We start from the raw sequence: 22332 nt of genomic DNA, 5'->3' as shown, positions 1-22332 counted from the left end.
TGAAAGCACCTGCATATGGCCTATACCTTAGGCTTGTTGGCCAAGGACTACAGCACGGATTGCTATTCGAAACCCCGTAGAAAAACCGCGACGTTATCAATATAGGCTGACCCTGCAGCTTAATCAGTTGTCACGGATATATCCCTTTCAATAGCCCGCAGAAATAATGGTTTTTCACGCCAGCTTAATGCCGGCTATTTTACCTTTAACTCTACACCTTCAAATTTCTCTTACCACCGTCACCAATGTCCACATAGCGAATGGCGCAAACTGCTAGATTAAGTTATCTAGTGCTGGAACAGACTCCACAGGTAAACCTTTGTCATTGGGAAACCCAAAGTGCAAGGTCAAGAATCATCGCCAAATAATCAAAACAACAGCGACCAGCAATCGCTGGATTTGCAGAACACTGATATTGATGCAGTTTACACTGAACTAAACACATCACCCGTCGGCCTCACCAAAAATGAAGCTAGCGCCCGCCTGCAAAAATATGGTCACAATGCCATTCAGGAGAAGGAGCAAAGCGCACTCGCTAAGTTTTTGCGATTTTTCTGGGGCCCCATTCCCTGGATGATTGAAGCGGCCGCATTGCTCTCTGCATTAATTGGCCACTGGCCCGATTTCGCCATCATTATGGCCCTGCTGTTGTACAACGCGATTGCCGGGTTTTGGCAGGAACACAAAGCTGCCAATGCGCTGGCAGCACTGAAGGCCAGCATGGCCCCCAAAGCCAATGTATTAAGGGATGGGGAGTATCAATCTATCGATGCGGCGATGGTGGTCCCAGGCGATATAGTGCGAATCAAGCTAGGGCAAGTCGTGCCTGCTGATGTGCGCTTTACCGAAGGGAAATCCATCAGTATTGATCAGGCCGCCCTTACCGGAGAATCTCTACCCGTCAGTAAGAGCATCGGTGATATTGGCTATTCCAGCAGTATCGCCAAACGGGGGGAGATGACCGCTGTTGTCATTGGTACCGGGCACAATACATTCTTTGGGCGCACCGCCCAACTTGTTGCCGGCGCAGGGCAAAGTGCCTCACATTCGCAGAAAGCCGTCACCCATATCGGTGACTTCCTCATCGTGCTGTGTTTGGTGCTGGCCGTTATTCTGGTGGGCACAGAGTTATACCGCGATATCGTGGTCGCCGAAACATGGCACTGGTCAGATATCATCAATATTCTCCGCACTGTACTGGTGTTGCTGATCGCATCGATTCCCGTTGCCATGCCTTCGGTCATCACTGTGACCAATGCTCTCGGTGCCCTGGCGCTATCCCGTAAAAAAGCGATCGTCTCGCGGCTGGAGTCCATCGAAGAGTTGGCTGGTGTTGATATCCTCTGCTCAGACAAAACCGGCACCCTCACCAAGAACCAATTGTGTCTCGAAGAACCTACCTTATTCAGCGCGAAAAAGAACGACCAGTTAATTCTTGCCGCCGCTATCGCATCTGAAGCAGGCTCCAGTGATCCAATTGATCAAGCAATTTTTGCCGGCCTGAAAAATAAGGAAGAACTGAAGAAATATAAGGTTGAGGAATTCACTCCCTTTGATCCGGTGAGCAAACGCACTGAAGTCAAGGTTCAGAATCAGGATGGGCAAACCCTATATTTCAGCAAAGGGGCCCCCCAGGCTATTGTCGACTTATGTAGCTTGAGTGGTGCCGAGGCCGACAAAGCCACTGCTTGTGTGCAACAACAGGCCTCCAGGGGGCTACGCTCCCTGGGTGTTGCGCAGAAGGCAAACGGCTCACCGTGGCAATTCCTGGGTATTCTGTCTCTTGAAGACCCACCTCGGGATGACTCCAAAGACACTATTCAGCGCGCACGGGAACACGGGCTTCAAGTAAAAATGATTACGGGCGACGATGTGGCTATCGGCAAGGAAATCGCCACTCAAGTCGGTATTGGAACAAATATTTTCGCTGCCAGTAGTGTGTTTACAAAGTCCCAGGATATGGACCACCTGCCATCTACTATCGTCGATACCGTTGAGCGTGCAGATGGATTTGGGCGAGTGTTTCCCGAACATAAATATGCCATTGTGAAAGCATTGCAGGGCAGGGGTCACCAGGTTGCCATGACTGGTGATGGTGTGAACGATGCGCCGGCCCTTAAGCAAGCTGACTGTGGTATCGCCGTTAGCGGAGCTACCGACGCCGCACGCGCGGCTGCAGCCATTATCCTGACCTCTCCCGGACTATCTACCATCGTCGATGCCATCGATGAAGCCCGAAAAATATTTGAACGCATTATTAACTACGTACTTTTCCGGGTATCCATGACTCTAGATATTATGGTGGTGGTTGTCTTTGCTACCATAATGTTCGGCTTCTCGCCCCTAACCCCGGTTATGATCGTACTAGTGGCTCTTCTTGATGACATCCCCATTATGACCATTGCCTACGATAATACTCTGCTTCCCAAGGAACCTGTGCATTGGCAAATGCGAGACCTATTACTGGGCTCCAGCATTATCGGCCTTTTTTCTATTGCTCAAACAATGGGTATTCTCTTTATTGGAATGGAATGGCTCAATAACACCAACTGGCAGTCCTGGATCGCATTAAATAAAGAGCAAATTCAAACTATCGTATTTTTACAGATCGTAGCGGGTGGACATCTACTGTTATTCGTTGTGCGCTCTCGTACAGCTTTCTTTTCCAAACCACTACCCGCATTCCCTCTGTTTATCGCAATTGTTGGTACCCAAGCATTTACCGTACTGATGTGCGGATTCGGCTGGCTGGTACCGGCAATACCCTGGACCATAATCGGTCTGGTATGGCTATACATGATTATCTGGATGTTTTTCCTGGACCTGGTCAAGAAACTTCTTTATCGAAGATTAAGTGATATCTGAGCCATCTACAAAAGCCTAAAAAGGTAGGCAGTCGAACTATGAATTGTTTCGAAGATTTCAGGGTAAAGCCTGACAGCAAGATAAAGCTCTCCGATATAGATCCGGGCTTCAAACATTGTTACGAAAGTCGTGAAGAGGCACTCCCAGATACCCAGCGTATAGATGAGCAGATACGTTCATTCACTTACAAGCTTTACGCTGAGCGTAAAACATCTCTACTTATCTGCTTGCAGGGAATAGATGCCTCGGGGAAAGATGGCACCATCAAGCATGTATTAGGCGCAACAAATCCACAAATGTGTAGAGCGACTTCCTTTAAGGAACCTTCAAAAGAAGAGAGCGAGCATGATTTCTTATGGCGATATCACAAAGTAACCCCTGCCCGGGGGCATATATCAATCTTTAACCGCTCTCAGTATGAGGGCGTACTGATTGAGCGAGTGCATAGTCTGGTTCCGATGGACATTTGGAGCGAACGCTATGAACAAATTAACAACTTTGAAAAATTACTCTCTGAAAGCAACACAATAATACTGAAATTTTTCCTTTATATCAGCCAGGATGAGCAGTTGGATAGATTCAAGCAACGTATTGATGATCCCGCCAAACAGTGGAAAATCAGCGAAAGTGATTATACTGAGGCAAAATATTGGGATGAGTATATATGTGCTTTTGAAGATATGCTAAATCAATGCAGCACCGAATACGCGCCCTGGTTTGTTATCCCCGCAAACCACAAATGGTTCCGGGACTTGGCCGTAGCCTCGATTATTTCTGAAGCATTAAAAAAATTAAATCCACAGTTCCCTGCCCCCACTGTCAACCTGGAAGAGATAAAAACCAAGTATCATCAACTTAAGAATTCTTAACAAATTAAAAGCTAAAAAATTAAGGTTCTATTATTCCTTAAACCTTTAATAAACAAGTTATCTTTTAATCATAGATTTCTATCAGAGGAATTAAAGTGGATGCGCTGGGCAGCTCGCCGTCATTCTCAATAAATTATACAAAGTCACTCTGCCTCAATACGAAATCAGCTGCAGTATCATTTTCCTCTGGCCACTGACCCCAAATAAGTATTCAATTGTTATCAGTAGCAAATAACTGTATATCGTTCACCCAAATTCATAATCAGGGATAATGAAATTATCTTCTATCGCAGAATTTATCCACCCATAACTATTGAAGCTTTTCGTCCTAGTACTAAATATACTGCAGCATAGTTTTCTATAAAAAATTCACCCCAAGGCCTAGCCCATAAAAAAGACCTCTCGAATAGACATACATAGGGTATAACCGCTAGATACTCCAGCCGTCGATCTGATTATAGATAACCAAAAATAAAATTTTATAAAATCTATGCAGATATCACTGCTTGACGTAAGACTAAAATAAAAAACCAGGTAGTATAAACTACCTGGCAGAAAAGGATTTGACTTGGTATCAAACGATCAGACCAAATTAAAGCTATCCAATTTAAGCAAAGCCCCGAAAATTTTAACAGGCCTCTTCGGTATATGGAGATATGCACAGGCTGACCTGCTAGTCAGTAGACACACCTGTCTTAAAGCTAACAATACTAACTCGTCAGAGGACTTTAGATCCGATTTACATTGGTAGGTATAGAACTCTTGATAGGAGCTCATAAGATTTATATCTTAAAAGATAACTGCTTCACTGAAAGAAAACTGCCAACCATATAGTGGCCTCATCTGCAGCTGTCTCCACCACCCGGTGCCTTTGATTTGCCCTAATCAACAAGTTATCCCCCTTCCCCAGGTGGTGCCTCTCACCATTTTCCATTTCAATAACACCATAACCGGAAAGTACTAACACCCACTCATGCTCATCTTGATCATACCACCCTTTTTCCGGCGAGGACTGCCCGTAAGATATAATCCGCTCAACCCTGCAGCTTTTCCCCTCTAGCAAACTCTCAAAATGCTCCCTAGAGTGATCACCTGGTAGTTGAGTGAAAAAATTACCCATAAGTCTCCCCTAACATTAAATCGGCATGAACGAAAATTTACAAAAATACAACTATACTAGAACTAATGGGCTCCACGATCGGGATTAATATAGAAAAACATACGCCAACCGAAATCAAAATGAGCCCGAGACCAAAAAATAGAATATCTTTTACTAAACCTTCAATATTGGCTCTTTGACGCCCCCAAAACACAACACTCACATAAAATATAAAATAGATCATTCGAAATAGATATGAGCACCTATTAAACAGCAGCAGATACCAGATCACGATCCATAAAACACAAAGAACATATAATGACTATATATTTACATTCAGGGCTACATAAAACCGGCACCACAGCAATACAATGTTACGCCTATAAATATAGAAGGCTGTTAAGAAGTAAAGGTATTTTATACCCCATTATTCATCGAAATTTAATTAGCATAGATAAGGGTCACCATCTTTTTGCACACTCATTTTCCGATCACCCTGAAAGTCCACCTATCTCCAGAGGAAAGTTGCTAGCATATGATTGGAAGTCAAAATCGCAGAAAAACAACCTTGATCTATTAATTAGTGCAGAGCCTATTTGTCGACATACTTATAAAACAAAAGATTGCTCCTGGATTGAGTCTCGGCACCATTATTTAGAACAGCTCTCCAACACATTACCCCCAGAGCAAACTAAAATCATCTTAACCTTGCGCAGACAAGATAATTTTGCCCAGTCTCTCTACAAAGAACATATTATGAAAGGAGTATCTCCACTAGCGAAACTGTCATTCAAGGAGTTCCTATCAAAGATAGAAGGTAGAAATCTGAACTTTTATAAAAATATAGCAGCATTCAAAAAGTTCTTTCCCAATATACAAATACTCATTTACGAGCAGCTATGTAATGGCGACCTACCAGTTAATTTCTTTCGTGCTCTAGGGATTTCCGGCCTACCAAACTCTAACAAAATCATAAGAGAGAGCCTATCAAATGAAGAGGCCGCTTTAAAACAGATATTAAACCAGCAAATACACTCAAAATCTGAAAATGCAAAACTATTGAAATGGATAAAATCTAGCAATACACAAAATATAATCAAGCGAACACTACCAAGATCACCACACCTATGGAACTCTGATGAAGATAGAGCTAATTTTTTAGATCGATATTCACAGGAAAATAAAAAAATAAATGATGAGTTCCTCGAAGGAGGTGAAGAACTGTTTCCATCAAATCATACACTTCCCAAAAAAAAGCCTAACATTATCACGCTAAAGCCATATTTAATTAAAACACTTCAAGCCCTATCTAGTGATATTCAACAGTTACTGGGGGAATACCGCTTTAGAAACATAATCAATGCTATAGAGCACTGATTGCCAAATCTGGTTAGAAGTCCTTTAATAAGAATCGCCAGCAACAAAGTATGTTACTGGCGCCTAACTATTTAGAGGATCTAAAGCGATAAATCACTTACCACTGATATATCATTCCAAGTAAAACGCTCAGCACGATATACACTCGTATCATTGACTATCATCTCCCAAACCGTTTCTGCAGTCTGATCGCCGGCAACTTCAACAATATATGCATCTCTATTGTTGCCGGTACTAGCACTGGATGGGCCGCCCGCGCAAAGTAGAATATTCCCACCGGGAAGTTCATCTACATCCCCTAAAGAATTGGTGTACTTTGGTGCAACGTACTCCCAAGTTTGCACTGCCACCATTTCCTCTGTGTTTAAAGAGAATTTCACTGCGCGGCTATTATAGACCTCACCACTGTATTCGGACTCATTCCTATTATCGTAAATCAGAATGTCTCCGTCTGACGCAAGCATAGCTGCATGCTGAGAAGCCATCCAGGTGCCATCTTGCAATGAAAATAATTTCTCAAGAAATCCCTCGGAAGTATCCAAATCCCTACCCATAATCCAGTTTACTTCGCCACTATTATGATCAATATTGACCACCCAGCTTTGAGAGCGACTTGACAGTAAAATCGAATTATCGGCAGAAATATAGTGTAACGAGTTAGAGTGAGTCCAATCCAGCGCACCATTGCTCGCTTCTCGACTGGCTAACTCACCGGGGAAACGCTGAGTATCGAGATGATCGAATGCAGACCATTCCCATACAGTATTGCCCTGCCCATCCACTTCAAGAATCGCATCTCCTTTTATCAATTGACCATCAATTGTTTCATAGGCGTTTGTTAATACCAGTAGATTTCCATTTTCAAGAAGAATTGCATCGTGGTGATAGGCTGGCAGCTCAAATGATTGCAGCGTTTCACCAGCAAAGGAGATAATCCTTGCTTCCTGATCCAACAGCAACATTAAATTGCCATCCTGTAAATTGCGCACAACCGGAGCTCCGGTGAGAGGAATGTCTCCGTGGAGGTACCAAACAACCTCACCCTCTTCATCGAATCCCCAAAAGGTATTATCCCTGTCACCTGAAGGTGCAAAAATAGTTACACCTCCTTCGCTTTGCTCTGTAAATGTAGTTACCTCAACTGGGGGAGCGCCTTCAGGTAACGAACCAGTCTTGAAAGAAATAGTCGAACTCTGCACAACGTCTCCACTTTCCAGCATTGCCAGTGCAGTAAAACGGTAAGTGGTATCGGCCCTTAAACCTACTAGGGTCATATCATGCTCTGTGCCCCAGTCGGTATAATTTGTTCGCCGACGGTCGGTTACCGCCGAGTTGATCCTGATCGCCACTCGCGACTCACTGCTAGTCGATACTTGCGCATTCACCATTAAACTATTTAGTGGATGCATCGAAAGGATTAATTCTACTTCGTCATCCAAAGCAAGCAGAGCTTCATTCGCTTGCTCTACCTCAACACTCACGCCCGGATTGCTGTACAGCATTACAATACATACTAGAAAAAATATGGGTAACTTCGATCTTCCAGTCATAGCCAAATCCTATTTAATAAATATTAAAAGTAATCATCCCTACCCTGGTATTTCATTTTCAGGGGAGCTTCCAATAATCAGCTATCACATAACGCAAAAAGGGTGGATTCGTTTACTTGGTTTTCAAACCAGAAAGAAATATTTTGAGCGATCCCGAAAAGAAAATTTCTTTATTAAATTTTCTAATGCGCAAAGGCCTTCACAACAAATATGAGAAATGGGATAAATGTGGATAACGGTATAGTTGCGACACTTACTAAGATGAAATAAATAACAATAACTTTTTGAAAGCTATTTCTATTATTCTGGTGTGATTCAAGAACGCTGGAAATTGACTCGCAAGTTACGGTAGATAACTCATAAAACCTTAACAACTAAGACAAAATTCCTCAAAATCACTAACAACTAGAAGAGCATCCTCTAAGAGAACCTCAGTATATTCCTTTTTGTTGTCACCAGCCCTTAAGACCCACCTTACCATCCCTTGGACTTGTAGTGGTTCATACCGCCGCAGTACCAACCCGCAGCCGAGGCCGAGTATACGGTTATCTGCTTTGGGGAAATCACCAGCTATGGACTTGTCCCTGTAGAAGGGCAGAAGTACTTGCCCTAAGACAAACTGTAGCTGGATTCAAAATCCACGGTTGTTTACACGGCCCACTGGTAGTAGAGAGGTGTGTAATGCATAGCCGATCTTCGCTGCAAAATCATCAATCCATTTCCACGAAACAGAAGGGATCTCTACGCAAAAAATCATCATTCGCCGCTGCCGTAGTGATTGTGGGATCTGCAATTCTTGCCCCACTGACCTATGCCGTGGATTATTCCAATTCCCGCTATAACTCGAGATACAGCGCTCAACATGGACATGGAAACTACGGAGCACACTCCAGGTATAGCAGGGACTACCGAGCAAATTCACGGCATAGCAGGAATTACAGATCGCACTCAAGGCACAACCGGGACTACAGAGCACACCCCCGATACAACAGAAATTACAGGGCGCATTCCCGATACAACAGGAATTATCGGGCTCACTCCAGATACGGAACTCATTCCAGATACGCGGCGAATCCACGGCATAGCCGCCATATGTGGTTTAAATCCAATATTCAGGGAACACCGCGTATTGTGATCGACCTCAGTGATCAAATGGCATACTTCTATAAGGGCGGGCGTCTGGCCGGTATGTCCCCAGTATCTACTGGCAAACCCGGACACCGCACACCTACCGGTAACTTCCGTATTTCACAGAAGAAATACAGCCATCGATCAAATCTGTACGGTCACTACATCAGCCCACGGGGCTATGTAATGCGCAGCAATGTGGATGTGCGCCGCCACCGCAAACCTGCGGGTTCTCGATTCCGCGGGGCATCTATGGATTACATGATGCGTATCAATGGCCCCGTTACCATGCATGCCGGCCACGTCCCGGGATATCCCGCCTCTCATGGCTGTATTCGTATCCCCTGGCATATGGCTAAGATTTTTTATGCCCACGCCAAGGTTGGTACCAAGGTGTCCGTGGTGCCTTAAGTTGGAAGTAACAGGTAAATTTTTACCACGCATAAAAAAGGCGGACTATTTAGTCCGCCTTTTTTAATTAGGAAGCCTCGGCCTCTTTTCTCTTTGTTAAATCCATACGGGTAAAATAATCGTGAGCCGCTCGATTAACATGCCTCGCCAGTAATAAAGTAGACACCATTGTTGGAATCGCCATTACTGCATACATCCCGATGATGATGCTGTTTACGGCACTTAAAGAAGCCACCGCACCCAATATAATCAGCACCATGTAGAGTCCGGTATAAAGACCCTGCCAGCGGCCACCGAAAAGAAAAACATAGCATTTCATGCCGTAATACCAGCAGGTAACGATAGTGCTGAAAGCCAGCGGAAGGACCATTAGCAGTAGCAAAATTGGGCCGAACTGCCCAAACACCTGAGAAAATGCCTGTGCAGTCAGGGTAACGCCGGCAATATCCCCTTCCTGCTGCCAAGCGCCAGTCAGTAGTATCACCAGGGCAGTGCAAGTGCAGATAACCAGTGTATCTACAATGGGGCCCAGCATGGCAACCACGCCTTCTCGAACTGGCTCGCGGGTTTTCGCTGCACCATGGGCCAAAGACTCCGTGCCTATACCCGCCTCATTGGAAAATGCGCCCCGGCTTACCCCTACTGTGATTACCGAACCCAGAGTACCTCCAGCAATAGCTTGACCACTGAAAGCATCCGAGAAGATCAGCGCAAATGCTGCCGGTACCTGCTCCCAGAAGCTGGCAATCACCACAAGGGTCATGCCCAGATAAAACAGTACCATGCCCGGCACTACTCTTGCGGAGAATTTACCGATACGCTGGATACGACCGGCAATAACGTAGGCCGATGCAACAGCAATTAATAAGCCAATAACAAAATCAAAAGTGAGTGAACCTCCGGGTGCTACCCAACCCAAGGGCTCAGCAAAAGACTCTCGCAATAGCTGCGTGGTTTGATTGGACTGAAACACCGGCAACATACCGCAGAGTCCCGCCACGGCAAACAGTACCGCGAGCGGCATCCAGCGTCGGCCCAACCCCTCGCGAATAACATACATGGGGCCACCTTGCAGTTCCCCGGAGGCATCGCGACCGCGAAACATCACCGCCAGCGTCGCTGTATAAAACTTGGTAGCGACCCCCACCAGGGCGGTTACCCACATCCAGAAAATCGCCCCAGGCCCACCAATCGTAATTGCGATGGCAACCCCAGAAATATTGCCAAGTCCCAGGGTTCCCGAAAGCGCTGTGGATAGCGCTTGGCTGTGATTCACTTGTCCAGGGTCATTGGGGTCATCGTATCGGCCACTTAAAAGCCCAATACTGTGCCCAAGATGGCGGTAGGGACGGCCACGAGAATAGATTAATAGCGCGAGGCCTCCACCAACGAGTAGCACCAATAAGGGGGGACCCCAGACAAAACTGGCAAAAGCCTCTAATGCCTGATCAATAGCAGGGAATATCGACATAATTTAAATCATTTCCGGTGAGATTCGCCCAGTCTAGGTACGCTCACACCAGACTGTCAAAATGCCGCCATAAAACTCCGCAGCCTCATAAATGCGAAAACTTTAGGAAAACCTGGAATCCCGGCAATAAAAAAGCCCCAAATAGGGGCTTTTTTAACAATCTTTTACAACTTTTTATCAAGCTGTAGTAGTTGCCTTTAATGCGGGCTCGGGTTCTGAACTCTCCCTCACCAGCGCCACCGATATAGCGCCAAGCAACATACACACCCCCGCCAGAACAATGATGTAAATTGCCTGGTTTTCGAAAACTGTTTTCAATATCAAGCCAGCTACCAGGGCAGAAACAATTTGTGGTGCGGCGATAGTGAAATTAAAAATCCCCATATAAACACCGGTCTTATCCGCCGGCAGTGAGTCGGAGAGGATCGCATAGGGCATCGCCAGAATAGCGGCCCAGGCAATGCCCACACCCACCATCGGTAGCAATAATCCCAGGGCGCCACTGGGTACGGAAACTTCTGTAATCAACAGATTCACCTGTGTGGGATCGCCCCCCTGGAAGAACAGGAAGCTGATGTATCCCAAACCGCCCAGTGCCAGCGATAGGGAATAAGTGAGCTTACGCCCCAGCACCTGAGACAAACGGGCCAGGACAATAGAGAAGATCGCTGCAAACAGGGAGTAAGCAGCAAAAATAATTCCTACCCAGTCACCGGCAGCACCCTTAGCGGCAGCGATATGTGCGGGAATTTCTTTGACGCTTTCCAGATAGGCGGGATCAAACCACTTGGCTTCCACTCCCCAAACATGCTGAGTGATCGCAGGCGTGGTGTAAACCCACATAATAAACAGGGCAAACCAGGAGAAGAATTGCACCAGGGCCAGCTGGCGCATAGTGCGCGGCATTTTAATTAGCAGTTGGAAAAAACCGATCAAGCGCTTTGGCAGTGAGGCTTTTTGCTGTCTCTCCCGCTCAAGTTGCGCGGAGTCGAGACCTTTATAGGCATTGTACTGCTCTGGCGGATACTCCTTGGTACGCAGCACAGTCCACAACACACTACCCAGCAGCACTGTGGCGCCGATATAGAAAGCCCATATAACGGAGGGCGCCACCTCTCCCGCACGGGCAGTATTTTCCAGACCAATCACATTAGTCAGGATGAATGGCAACATGGAGCCGAAGATGGCGCCAATGTTAATCAGCAAAGACTGTATCGAGTAACCCAGGGTGCGCTGCTCTGATGGCACCATGTCGGATACCAGGGCGCGGAAAGGCTGCATGGTCACGTTAAAGGCCGCGTCCATCAGGGCCAACATAACGCCGCCGAAAATAATTGGGGCCACTATCGCCACCACAATCCCGGCATTGGGCATAAACGCCATCCCCAGGGCTGCGGCGATGGCACCAAAAAGGATAAAGGGGTTGCGGCGACCGAAGCGACTCCAGGTCCGGTCCGAAGCTGAACCCACGATCGGCTGTACGATCAGTCCCATGAGCGGCGCCACTATCCAGAATAGAGACAGGGAGTGAAGGTCCGCCCCCAGATCAGACAAGATTCTACTGGCATTGGCATTTTGCAGAGAAAAGCCAAATTGCACCCCGAGAAAACCGAGACTGACATTCCACACCTGCCAAAAGGGCAAGCGCGGTTGCTGGGCTTGCGGCGCAACGGCGCTGCTTGCTGATTGGGTCATAGAGGTCACCGCATCACTAGTTATGCTTATTCTGCCATTCTCACACGCACTCCCGGAGCATCCATCCTCCCCCATAGGGGAGGATGCGGGCCAGATCCTTCGCTTTAGGATAAACTCAGGCCCATGCGTATACACCGGGCCAACACGAAACTGTGAATCCTAATCAAGCAACTGAAGTCCCGCGCGATGATCCTAAAACTCCCACTCCTGCGCCTGGTGTGTCTCGCAGCTACACTCTGCCTGAGCGCTCAATCCCTGGCCGCTGAACAGCGCAACTACCGCGATCACACCATGAGCGAAGACTCACTAACTGTACAGACGAGTGAGGGCGAGGTCACCCTCACCCCGGTTGGTCCGTCAGCGCTATCGGTGCACTATCGCCGCGAAGGCCTGAAGCAGTTGCCCTCATTTGCGTTGGCCAGCGATTCTGCCGGCCGACACGAGGCTACGCTGAAGCAAAAAGGGGACAAGCTCGTTTACCGCACTGGCTCGCTTACTGCAGTCATCCACAAGTCTCCCTTCCGAATCGAGTACTTGCGCGGTAGCGAACAAATCCTGAGTGAAGAGAGTGGTTTCTTTGCCACCGAGACGATGCGCGGATTCCGTTTCGCACTGTCGCCAGAGGAAAAACTGCTGGGTGGCGGAGAGCGGGTTATGGGGATGGACCGCCGCGGTCAACGCCTGCCCCTATATAACCGTGCCCATTACGGATACACCACCGAATCCAACCAGATGTATTTTTCCCTGCCAGCAGTACTGTCCAGCAACAAATACATTCTGCTGTTCGACAACTCTGCCACCGGCACCCTGGATCTGGGCGCAAACGAAGAAGATATCCTGCAATTTGAAGCTGTAGCCGGGCGCACCGCTTACATCGTGGTAGCCGGTGAGACTTATCCACAGTTGCTGGAAAATTATGTATCCACCACCGGCAAACAGCCCCTGCCACCCCGTTGGGCCCTGGGTAACTTCGCCTCGCGCTTTGGCTATCACAGCGAAGCTGAAGTCCGCGCAACCGTGGATAAGTTTGCCGAAGAAGATTTCCCCCTGGACGCCCTGGTGTTGGACCTCTACTGGTTTGGCCCGGATATCAAAGGCCATATGGGCAACCTGGCTTGGGACAAGGAAGCCTTTCCCGAACCAGAAAAGATGATGGCCAACCTTAAAAAACGCGGCATCAATACCATCCTGGTGACCGAACCTTTTGTCCTCTCCACCTCCGAGCGCTGGCAGGAAGCCGTGGCGAATAATGCCCTGGCCAAAAACCTGGCCGGAGAGCCCAAGCGTTTTAATTTCTATTTCGGCAATACCGGCCTGATCGATGTCTTCTCTGAAGATGGCCGCGACTGGTTCTGGAATATTTACGACGGGTTATTGGAACAGGGCGTAGCCGGCTGGTGGGGCGACTTGGGTGAACCGGAAGTTCACCCCTCCGATACCGTTCACGCAATCGGTATGGCCGATGAAATCCACAACGCCTTCGGCCACGCCTGGGCGCAATTACTGCACGAACGCCAAACGGCAAAGCACCCTGAGCGTCGCCCCTTTATTATGATGCGCTCCGGTTTTGCCGGCTCCCAGCGCTACGGCATGATCCCCTGGACCGGCGACGTCGCTCGGGAATGGGGTGGCTTACAGCCCCAGGTGGAATTGGCTCTGAGTATGGGCTTGCTGGGCTTTGGCTACACCCATTCAGACCTGGGCGGCTTTGCCGGCGGTGAGAAATTTGACCGCGAACTCTACATCCGCTGGTTACAGTACGGCGTATTCCAACCGGTTTACCGCCCGCACGCCCAGGAGCATATTGCCTCTGAACCGGTTTTCCACGATCGCCGCACCCGCGATATCCTGCGCGAATATGTAAAACTGCGCTATCGCCTGCTGCCCTACAACTACACCCTCGCCTTCGAAAACAGCCAGACCGGCATGCCACTGATGCGCCCGCTGTTTTTCGAAAACGAAAGTGATCTGTCTCTCCTGGACTACAAGGATGCCTACCTGTGGGGACAGGACTTCCTCGTTGCCCCGGTCGTGGAAGAAGATGTGGATGAGGTCGCGGTAAAACTGCCCGGCGGCACCTGGTTCGATTACTGGACTGATGAACAATATTCTGGCGATCAGGCCCTGGTAGAGGTGAACCTGAAAACGATCCCTGTACTGGTGCGGGCCGGCGCCATTATTCCCACCATTGACGATATTCACAGCAGCCGCGATTACTCCAGTAAAAACCTGATCCTGGACTACTACGCGCACCCATCAGCAGCAAAGTCCGAGCGCTATGTTTATGAAGATGATGGCGCTACCGCGCAGGCTTTTGAAAAAGGCAAATACGAGAAGCTGCATTTCTCAGCGGAAAACAAACAGCAGGGTTTAACCTTCGCCTTTAAGCGTGAAGGAGACGGTTATACCGGTATGCCGGAATCCCGCAAGGTCAATTTAAAGATCCACAACTGGCAACAAGTGCCTGCGCAGCTCGATGTTACCGGCGAATCCCTGCCTATTTTCGACAGTGAAAAAGACTTTGCTCAGGCACCCCGTGGGGCCTGGTACAACAAGCGCAAGCAGCAACTGCTGGTTAAATTTGACTGGCACAAAGAACCGCTGGATTTAGTGCTCAAAAATCAATAATTCAGCAAACCGCTGTTCACTGACAAAAAAATTTAAAGTCATCAGGAAACAATGAAGAAGTTACATTCCCTGTTTATTGCCAAACTCCTTTCGGCTTCCCTACTGGGCGCTGCTCTATTCGGCACTGCCGGCTGCAGCCAGGAGAGCAGCCCGGAAGAAATACAGCCCGCTGAAAAAGTTGCGGAGAAAAAAGCCGTTATCTACCAAGTGCTACCGCGCTTATTTGGCAACACTAACAGTACCAACAAACCCTGGGGCACACTCGAAGAGAATGGTGTGGGCAAGTTCTCCGACTTTACCCCAAAAGCACTGAATGAAATCCACGCGCTGGGCGCCACCCATATCTGGTACACCGGCGCCCTGCACCACGCGCTCGTTGGCGACTATACGGAATACGGTATCAGTAACGATGATCCAGATGTGGTCAAAGGCCGCGCCGGCTCTCCCTATGCCATCAAGGATTACTACAGCGTAAACCCGGACCTGGCCAATAACCCAGCAGAGCGATTACAGGAATTCCGCGCACTGGTGGAACGCAGCCACGCGGCCGGCCTGAAAGTAATTATCGATATAGTGCCTAACCATGTAGCCCGCGCCTATCATTCTCTCGATAAGCCCCAAGGCGTGCAGGATTTTGGAGCTGGCGACAACACCCAGGTCACCTACGCCCGCAACAACAATTTCTACTATGTGGTGGGCGAAGACTTCCGCGTGCCCGTTGCAGAAGACAGTTATCAGCCACTCAATGGCGAAGCCAATGATCTTGTCGATGGGCAGTTTGTAGAGAGTCCAGCTAAATGGACCGGTAATGGCGCGCGCAGTGCACAACCTGCCATGCACGACTGGTATGAAACCGTCAAAATTAATTTTGGCGTTCGCCCCGATAACAGCAAGAACTTTTCTGAGCTACCCCAGGAGTATGCCGAGCGCGACTACCGGGCCCACGCCCAGTTTTGGGCAGACAAGAAAGTCCCGGATACCTGGAAAAAATTCCGCGATATCGCCCACTACTGGCTGGACTTTGGCGTGGACGGATTCCGCTATGATATGGCCGGTATGGTGCCGGTAGAATTCTGGAGCTACCTGAATTCCTCCATCAAAATGCGCAACCCCAACACACTGTTACTTGCCGAAATCTATACTCCAGAGCGCTATCGGGATTATCTGCATCTGGGCAAAATGGATTATCTCTACGATAAAGTCGGTACTTACGACGCTATTCGTGCGGTCATGGAGAACAAGGGCAGCGCAGATAAAATCGCAGAGGTACAGGCAAGCCTGGTAGATATTTCCTCTCATATGTTGCGCTTTATGGAGAACCACGACGAGCAGCGTATTGCCAGCCCACAATTTTCTGGCAACCCAGAGGCAGGCAAACCTGCAATACTGGTGTCTGCCACGCTCTCTCCAGCCCCTACCTTGGTTTACTTTGGCCAGGAGTTAGGAGAACCCGCCAACAAAGATACCGGCTTCGGCAAAGCCAGCCGCACCACCATTTTCGACTACTGGTCAGTACCCAGTGTGCGCCGCTGGAACAATGAGGGCGCTTTTGACACTGCACTGCTGACAAAAGAAGAAAAAGAGCTGCGCATCTTCTACCAGCGCCTGCTTAATTTCTCCAAACAGAGCCCGGCCTTACTTGGCGATTACCTGGACTTGCACAGCTACAACCGCAAGCAAAACTCTGGCTATGGGGAAAAACAATTCTCCTTTGCCCGCTGGAGTGAACATGAAAAATTGTTGGTAATCGCCAACTTCGATAACAGGGCAGTGGAGTTTGATTTTCAGTTGCCTACAGCACTTCTAGAGGCCTGGAAACTACAACCGGGCAGCTACCTGGCTGAAAGCCAGATATCCAATAAGGTGGCAAACCTTATCTTGGAAAAAGACCAAGCCTCCACAAAGATCCAGTTGGCCCCCTACGAAAGCCATATCTTTGCAATATCCGCTGCTCCCTAGAAATAGCCACTCAGCCCTGGAGGGGACTACTCCCCTCCAGGAACGCTTAAGCACAGCAATTTATACCCACCCTACCCCCCTTCTCACAACATAATCCCGACAATCCCTAACCATACTCATCAGGTAACTCGCTTGACATAAACACTACCCCATGTATATTGCCCACAATTATATTGTGGACAATCTAAATAAAAGCCGAAATTGATATGCAAGGGGAGATTATGAACCGACAACCTAGCCGCTATTTTTCACCACTAAATCTACTTTTAACAGCACTTTTAGTATCAGCTGCAATTTCTGCACTGGCTGAAACTAACAAGGCTGAACAGAGCGAAGCACCGATCCAGGTGACAGACGAGACTTTTAACTGCATCCGAGATATGACCAAGGTGCGGGGGTTTTATGTGGATAATTTACTGGGAGATCTGGATGGGACTCTAGAGGTCGCAAACTCCAGCACTGGAGGTGTTTATCCTCCTGGATCAGTGGTCCAGTTAGTCCCCGGGGAGGTGATGGTCAAACACCAAAAGGGCTTTAACCCCGCCACTAAAGATTGGGAGTTTTTTGAACTGGATGTTTCTGAGGAAGGCAGCAAAATCCGTAACCGAGGTTTTGTTGATGTAGTTAACCGTTTTGGAGGTAACTGCTTTGCCTGTCATGTCCAGGCCAAACCGCAGTGGGATTTAATTTGCGAGACCGGACACGGCTGTGAACCCATATCATTAACAAAAGAAATACTGGCCTTGCTGCAAAAAACCGATCCTCGTTGTGAATCGAACCCAAAGTTAAATCAAGAAGAGATTGCAAAATTGCAGGCGCTACAACAAGCTCTGCTGGCTAAAGAAAAAGAAAATAAATAACTAAAGAAGCCTGCAGACCAACTTCCTGGCCTGCAGGCTCTTATCAATTACAGTGCAATCACACTATAAATCATGGTTTGATCATTCACCTGCACCTTGTAGCTTCCGCTTACAGAAGTGTAGATATCAGATCCACCCTGCTCCAAGTCGCCATCGGAGTCGCTATCGCCATAGTTTTCACTCCAGTCAGCATTAACATCGAATTTGAAACGCTGCTGGGATTGACCATCAAAATTTACCTGGATTTCCCAGGTATTGTCGGCAACTAATTCCATAGCGTCAGCACCCCAACTATTTGGTGTGCCACGGAAATAAAGTGAGGAAAAGTTGGATGCGTAACTACCACAGTCTGCACAGGTCAGGCTGTAGCTCAGGGTTTCATCATTAACCTCAACAATATAGGTACCTGATACATCGGTGTAGATATCATCCCCACCCTGCTCCAGAGAGCCGTCCGCATTGTTATCCCCGTAGTTTTCAGCCCAGTCACTGCTGACATCAAACTTAAAGCGCTGGTTACTGCTGCCATCAAACACCACAGTGGCACGCCAGGTATTATCTGCAACGAGGGTCATCGCCTGAGTGCCCCAGCTATTGGGCGTACCGCGGAAATTTAATGCCGTAAAGTTTTGAGCATAACCAGCATTGGGATCAGTCACGGTAATGGTTGCCGTAGCACTATCGGTCAGGCCATCGTTGTCAGTAACAGTGACTGTCTCGGTATAAGTGCCCGCACTGGCGAAGCTCAAAGTTTTCGAGGAAGAACTACCACCACTGCTCCAGCTATAGGAAATCACACTACCGTCGCTATCAGTAGAGCTGCTGGCATCCAGGGTGACACTCTGATTGACCTCTACTGTGCTGGATACTGGAGTCACACTTGCAGTGGGTGCTTGCTGGGAAGAGACCTCGGTGATCGAATAGGCCAGAGTCTCATCATTTACTTCAATTAAGTAGTTACCGGTTACAGAGGTATAGATATCTTCTCCGGTTTGATCCAGCGTGCCATCAGCACCATCGTCACCGTAATTTTCGGCCCAGTCACCATAGATATCCAACTTAAAGCGTTGGTCTGCCTGGCCATCAAAATTGACCACCAATTGCCAGGTATTATCTGCTACCAATTCAAAAGCCGTTGCTTCCCAATTATTTGCTGTGCCACGGAAATAAAGGCTGGGGAAACCTGTACCAGAACATTCATCACCACAGGGACCAGATAGCTGCCCACCGTGAATGGCAGCAGCGGAATAAGCTGCAACATTGAAAGTGGCATAGCCATTGCTGCCTACGGAAATAACATCGCCACTGCACTCATCATCTCCCGCCAGGACATTGCAGTAGTCCCCAGCAGGAAGGCCTGTATACAGTGTCTGGCTGAAAGAATTACCCTCGTTATTGATAACGACATAGCCTTTATCACCGCGTCCAAAGGCAATCTGGTTATCTCCGTTATCCCACCAATTTTCCATACTGGTGCCGTCGGTGTAGTTACGGAAACCCACCATATTGGCAATATTGCCCCATCGGTGCTGACATACCCATTCGTTGTTTTCACAACTCTCCGGACCAGTATTGGGGGGACCAATATCGGTATCGGTAAAGTCATAACCTGACATTACCTTCGGATAGCCATAGGGGTGTGCCAACATAAAAACATTGGCCAGGTTATACTTGTAGCCATCGTGATAGGTCAGGTTACCGCCACCACCGTGGCCACGTTCACGATCGTGGTTGTCAATAAAGTGAACTGCATCGCTGGAAGATAAAAGTCCCCAACTCTCGCCAATACTGGCGAGGTTTTTAATTTGCCCGTTAAAATTACTCGCTACATCAGTGCCGTACTTAAATTCAGTCACACGGCCCAGGAATGTATAATTTGATGGCTGGATTTCAGAGGCTTCGCCAGCTGCGCCGATAACTTCAGAAAAGATCCAGGGATTACCAGCTTTACTCATGATGCTGTACATATCGCTGGGAGACATATGCTTAACCGCATCTACACGGAAACCATCAACGCCCATACCCTGTAATTTATTTAGGTAATCGGCCAGGGTCTGCTGAACATAACTGGAACCAGTATCCAAATCTGGAAGTCCACTCAAGCGGCAATTCCAGACATTATTCGCATCGCTATAGTTATCAATAGTGCAATCGGAGTGATAATCCCAAGAGGAAAACTCACCTGGATGATTCAACAATGTCCACTCGGTACCGCCCCAACCCGTGCCTCCACCATTCCAGGCCGCCGTATGGTTGATGACTACATCTGCGTAGACTTTTACACCTGCCGCATTACAGCGGCTGATCATGCTCTGTAACTCAGCCTCGGTACCGCTGCGGCTGGTCAGGTTAGTGTAGGAAACCGGCTGGTAGCGCGCCCACCAGGTGGAGTGGCTGATATGTTCATGGGGCGGGGAGATCTGCACCGCGTCAAAACCTTTCGGCCCCAGGAACTCCTCACATTCACTGGCGATATCATTCCAGCTCCATTCGAACAGGTGTACAAAGGCCGTGCCTGCGCTGGCATGGGTACTGGACATGGCTCCGAGTACGATACTCGCGCCTCCCAGAAGCCCTTTTAACGGAAATTGTTTTTTCATTTTAGCTTTCCTTTTTCTCTCATCTTTAGTCGTTATCTTTTTTGTGTAAGGAGAACCCCGGAGGCAGTTGCCTACCAATGATTAATGGTTCTTCATTTCTACATAAGTAGGGTCAACTTATAAGCACACCTTTTCCCAGGCACTTGCAAATACTTGGATTGCATTCGCCCCACAGTAGGATCTAGAAATATTCTCCTCAGGCGACACAACCAATAGGCATTCGCTCAAGAAAAGAATTTGTGGGAAGCACCGCAAGCGGCGAAGAAAAGTTCAGGCTTATCATCACAGGTGACCATTTATTATTTTTTGCAATTCAAGCCAGATATTTGGAAACCCCAACTACGCAGTATCTAAACTGCTGGATTTCAATACCCGGCCAATTGATCACTCATCCTGAGATATCCACAGACCACCAAAGGCATCAATAAACCGGTAGTGTGTGAACAGATACCGAACAGCAGCGGTAATATGCACCTCCTGTGCTACTGCAAACCCGAAATTACAACTATTCGGGCATTTGGAAGGCTAATAATCAGTGCTTGAGAGCACATCCTCCCTATAGGGGGCGTAGTAGATATTTGTGCTACAGGTCTAAATAGCGAAGATAATTTGGCTTTTAAGACCAAAATTTAAACAGACGGGAAAACAGAATCACTCACAACTCTAGCTTTAAATGCTTGAAGTAATGACGGTATGTGAGCACTTCTTAGCGATGACTCTAGTTAGATAGAAATTAATACCCCAGATATTTCTTAGTTATTCCATGAGCATAATCGCAGTGTTCATCAAACTCACTTACAGGCCAATCTCGAAACTCCAGTAGATCCTGACCTATTTCTGATATCTCATCAGATAGCTCAAGTTGAGCCAACCAGTTTGCAAGAATTGCACCCACACCCTAATTGGCACCAATCAGGATTCCGCTAATAGAGCCTGTAGAATCTAAATCGCCATCGTGATTAACAGCCATCAGCAACGCTTCTTTGAAGCTTGGAGCTTTAAGGGCACAGTAAACTGAAATAACAAGAGCCTCTTCAGCCACCCAACCTTCCCCCACCTGTTCAATCGCCCGACCTCAAGGTCTATCTCCACGAGCAAGCTCTTCAGCCAACTCTATAGCTATAGCGTCTCCATATGATTTGGATGTTTACACAGCTCCGTTATAGCTGTAGTAATGCCTTATTTACCGTAGTCTAGAGTAATATTGCATCAAGGATATCGAGAAAATCGACATAATCCTGCATTATGTGCGCTGGGCTTACAAGAAATTACTCGACTGTTCGACAAGTGTAAATGGAGGCAGTAATTGAAATTTAGCAAGCGGCAAGTAACTTTTCTTTCACTTGCCTTATTATCTGGATTTGTTGCATGGTACGCACTCGGTGCTGCATCTTCTTGTGCTCATTTTGATATTAAAGATTTTTGCAAAGGCGTATTTACTGTTGCACAAGATGAAATGGTGCTAAGCGAAAAGTTAAACTGCTTCCGGCTAGTCGAGTTATCTAGTTCGCTATGCGACTACACTTTCAAACTGGGTATAGGTGCGCTAGCCCTGGGTATATCGACGTTAATAATTAGCATTAGAGAATTAATCTACTCAAATGTCGTAGACAACTGGAATATCGAAAATTCATAATAAATTAATGAAAGTCACTCCGACAGGGCTGGAGCTTCACTTCGCAGTTTCTCTGTAACGCTTAAACCTTTTATAGCGCGTTATGAGCCAAGTAGAATGAATAAAGAAATTGCTAATTGATAAATAGCATATAACTAGCCAATGAACTACACCTCTGAGACATTTCAGGGCTTACATTTTGTTT

At 47.6% G+C, this 22332-nt stretch carries 15 protein-coding genes; 9 read left to right on the top strand and 6 right to left on the bottom strand.

The window, feature by feature from the left end; translation table 11 throughout:
* Nucleotides 1–339 precede the first annotated feature (339 nt).
* Entirely contained in the window at nt 340–2865 is a 2526-nt protein-coding gene (locus tag ACJJIR_RS01950) for a plasma-membrane proton-efflux P-type ATPase (RefSeq protein ID WP_444907141.1), read from the top strand.
* A 38-nt stretch (nt 2866–2903) separates the two neighbouring features.
* Nucleotides 2904–3734, top strand: a complete 831-nt coding sequence (locus ACJJIR_RS01945; protein WP_444907140.1) for a polyphosphate kinase 2 family protein — start codon at nt 2904–2906, stop codon at nt 3732–3734.
* Between the two features lie 805 nt (nt 3735–4539).
* Here the strand turns inward: ACJJIR_RS01945 and ACJJIR_RS01940 are convergent.
* A complete protein-coding gene (locus tag ACJJIR_RS01940) occupies nt 4540–4854 on the bottom strand; it encodes a cupin domain-containing protein (RefSeq protein ID WP_444907139.1) in 315 nt (104 codons plus the stop codon).
* 297 nt (nt 4855–5151) lie between these two features.
* On the opposite strand from ACJJIR_RS01940, the gene ACJJIR_RS01935 reads away from it, so the two are divergent.
* Nucleotides 5152–6210 (top strand): hypothetical protein, encoded by a 1059-nt coding sequence (locus ACJJIR_RS01935; RefSeq protein WP_444907138.1) that lies wholly within the window; start codon nt 5152–5154, stop codon nt 6208–6210.
* An 80-nt stretch (nt 6211–6290) separates the two neighbouring features.
* Here ACJJIR_RS01935 and ACJJIR_RS01930 read toward each other — a convergent pair whose 3' ends face one another.
* Nucleotides 6291–7760 (bottom strand): aryl-sulfate sulfotransferase, encoded by a 1470-nt coding sequence (locus ACJJIR_RS01930; protein WP_444907137.1) that lies wholly within the window; start codon nt 7758–7760, stop codon nt 6291–6293.
* A gap of 811 nt (nt 7761–8571) precedes the next feature.
* Between ACJJIR_RS01930 and ACJJIR_RS01925 the strand changes: the two genes are divergently transcribed.
* Complete coding sequence (locus ACJJIR_RS01925; protein WP_444907136.1) at nt 8572–8895, top strand: hypothetical protein; 324 nt, start codon at nt 8572–8574, stop codon at nt 8893–8895.
* A complete protein-coding gene (locus ACJJIR_RS01920; RefSeq protein WP_238152069.1) occupies nt 8853–9299 on the top strand; it encodes a L,D-transpeptidase family protein in 447 nt (148 codons plus the stop codon). Before ACJJIR_RS01925 ends, ACJJIR_RS01920 begins: the two co-directional genes overlap by 43 nt.
* A 67-nt stretch (nt 9300–9366) precedes the next feature.
* Here the strand turns inward: ACJJIR_RS01920 and ACJJIR_RS01915 are convergent, their stop codons facing one another.
* Complete coding sequence (locus ACJJIR_RS01915) at nt 9367–10770, bottom strand: alanine/glycine:cation symporter family protein (RefSeq protein WP_444907135.1); 1404 nt, start codon at nt 10768–10770, stop codon at nt 9367–9369.
* A 177-nt stretch (nt 10771–10947) separates the two neighbouring features.
* The gene (locus ACJJIR_RS01910) at nt 10948–12465 is read right to left on the bottom strand and encodes an MFS transporter (protein WP_444907134.1); all 1518 of its coding nucleotides are present in this window, start codon (nt 12463–12465) and stop codon (nt 10948–10950) included.
* A 186-nt stretch (nt 12466–12651) separates the two neighbouring features.
* Here ACJJIR_RS01910 and ACJJIR_RS01905 point away from each other — a divergent pair, with 186 nt between their 5' ends.
* From ACJJIR_RS01905 to ACJJIR_RS01895, 3 genes are all read left to right on the top strand, one after another.
* Nucleotides 12652–15093, top strand: a complete 2442-nt coding sequence (locus ACJJIR_RS01905; protein ID WP_444907133.1) for a glycoside hydrolase family 31 protein — start codon at nt 12652–12654, stop codon at nt 15091–15093.
* A gap of 51 nt (nt 15094–15144) precedes the next feature.
* Nucleotides 15145–17052 (top strand): alpha-amylase family glycosyl hydrolase, encoded by a 1908-nt coding sequence (locus tag ACJJIR_RS01900; protein ID WP_444907132.1) that lies wholly within the window; start codon nt 15145–15147, stop codon nt 17050–17052.
* Between the two features lie 221 nt (nt 17053–17273).
* Nucleotides 17274–17912, top strand: coding sequence for a hypothetical protein (locus ACJJIR_RS01895; RefSeq protein WP_444907131.1), 639 nt, complete (start codon nt 17274–17276; stop codon nt 17910–17912).
* A 47-nt stretch (nt 17913–17959) separates the two neighbouring features.
* Here the strand turns inward: ACJJIR_RS01895 and ACJJIR_RS01890 are convergent, their stop codons facing one another.
* Complete coding sequence (locus tag ACJJIR_RS01890) at nt 17960–20512, bottom strand: alpha amylase C-terminal domain-containing protein (protein WP_444907130.1); 2553 nt, start codon at nt 20510–20512, stop codon at nt 17960–17962.
* An 898-nt stretch (nt 20513–21410) separates the two neighbouring features.
* Nucleotides 21411–21569 carry an ADP-ribosylglycohydrolase family protein gene (locus ACJJIR_RS01885; RefSeq protein ID WP_444907129.1) on the bottom strand — a complete coding sequence of 53 codons (159 nt, stop codon included), beginning with the start codon at nt 21567–21569 and terminating at the stop codon, nt 21411–21413.
* A 249-nt stretch (nt 21570–21818) separates the two neighbouring features.
* On the opposite strand from ACJJIR_RS01885, the gene ACJJIR_RS01880 reads away from it, so the two are divergent.
* Complete coding sequence (locus tag ACJJIR_RS01880) at nt 21819–22148, top strand: hypothetical protein (RefSeq protein WP_413663504.1); 330 nt, start codon at nt 21819–21821, stop codon at nt 22146–22148.
* Nucleotides 22149–22332: the final 184 nt, after the last annotated feature.

It is taken from the genome of Microbulbifer maximicatervae (SeqCode), from assembly GCF_052467385.1.
This window is presented reverse-complemented; position numbering and strand designations above follow the sequence as displayed.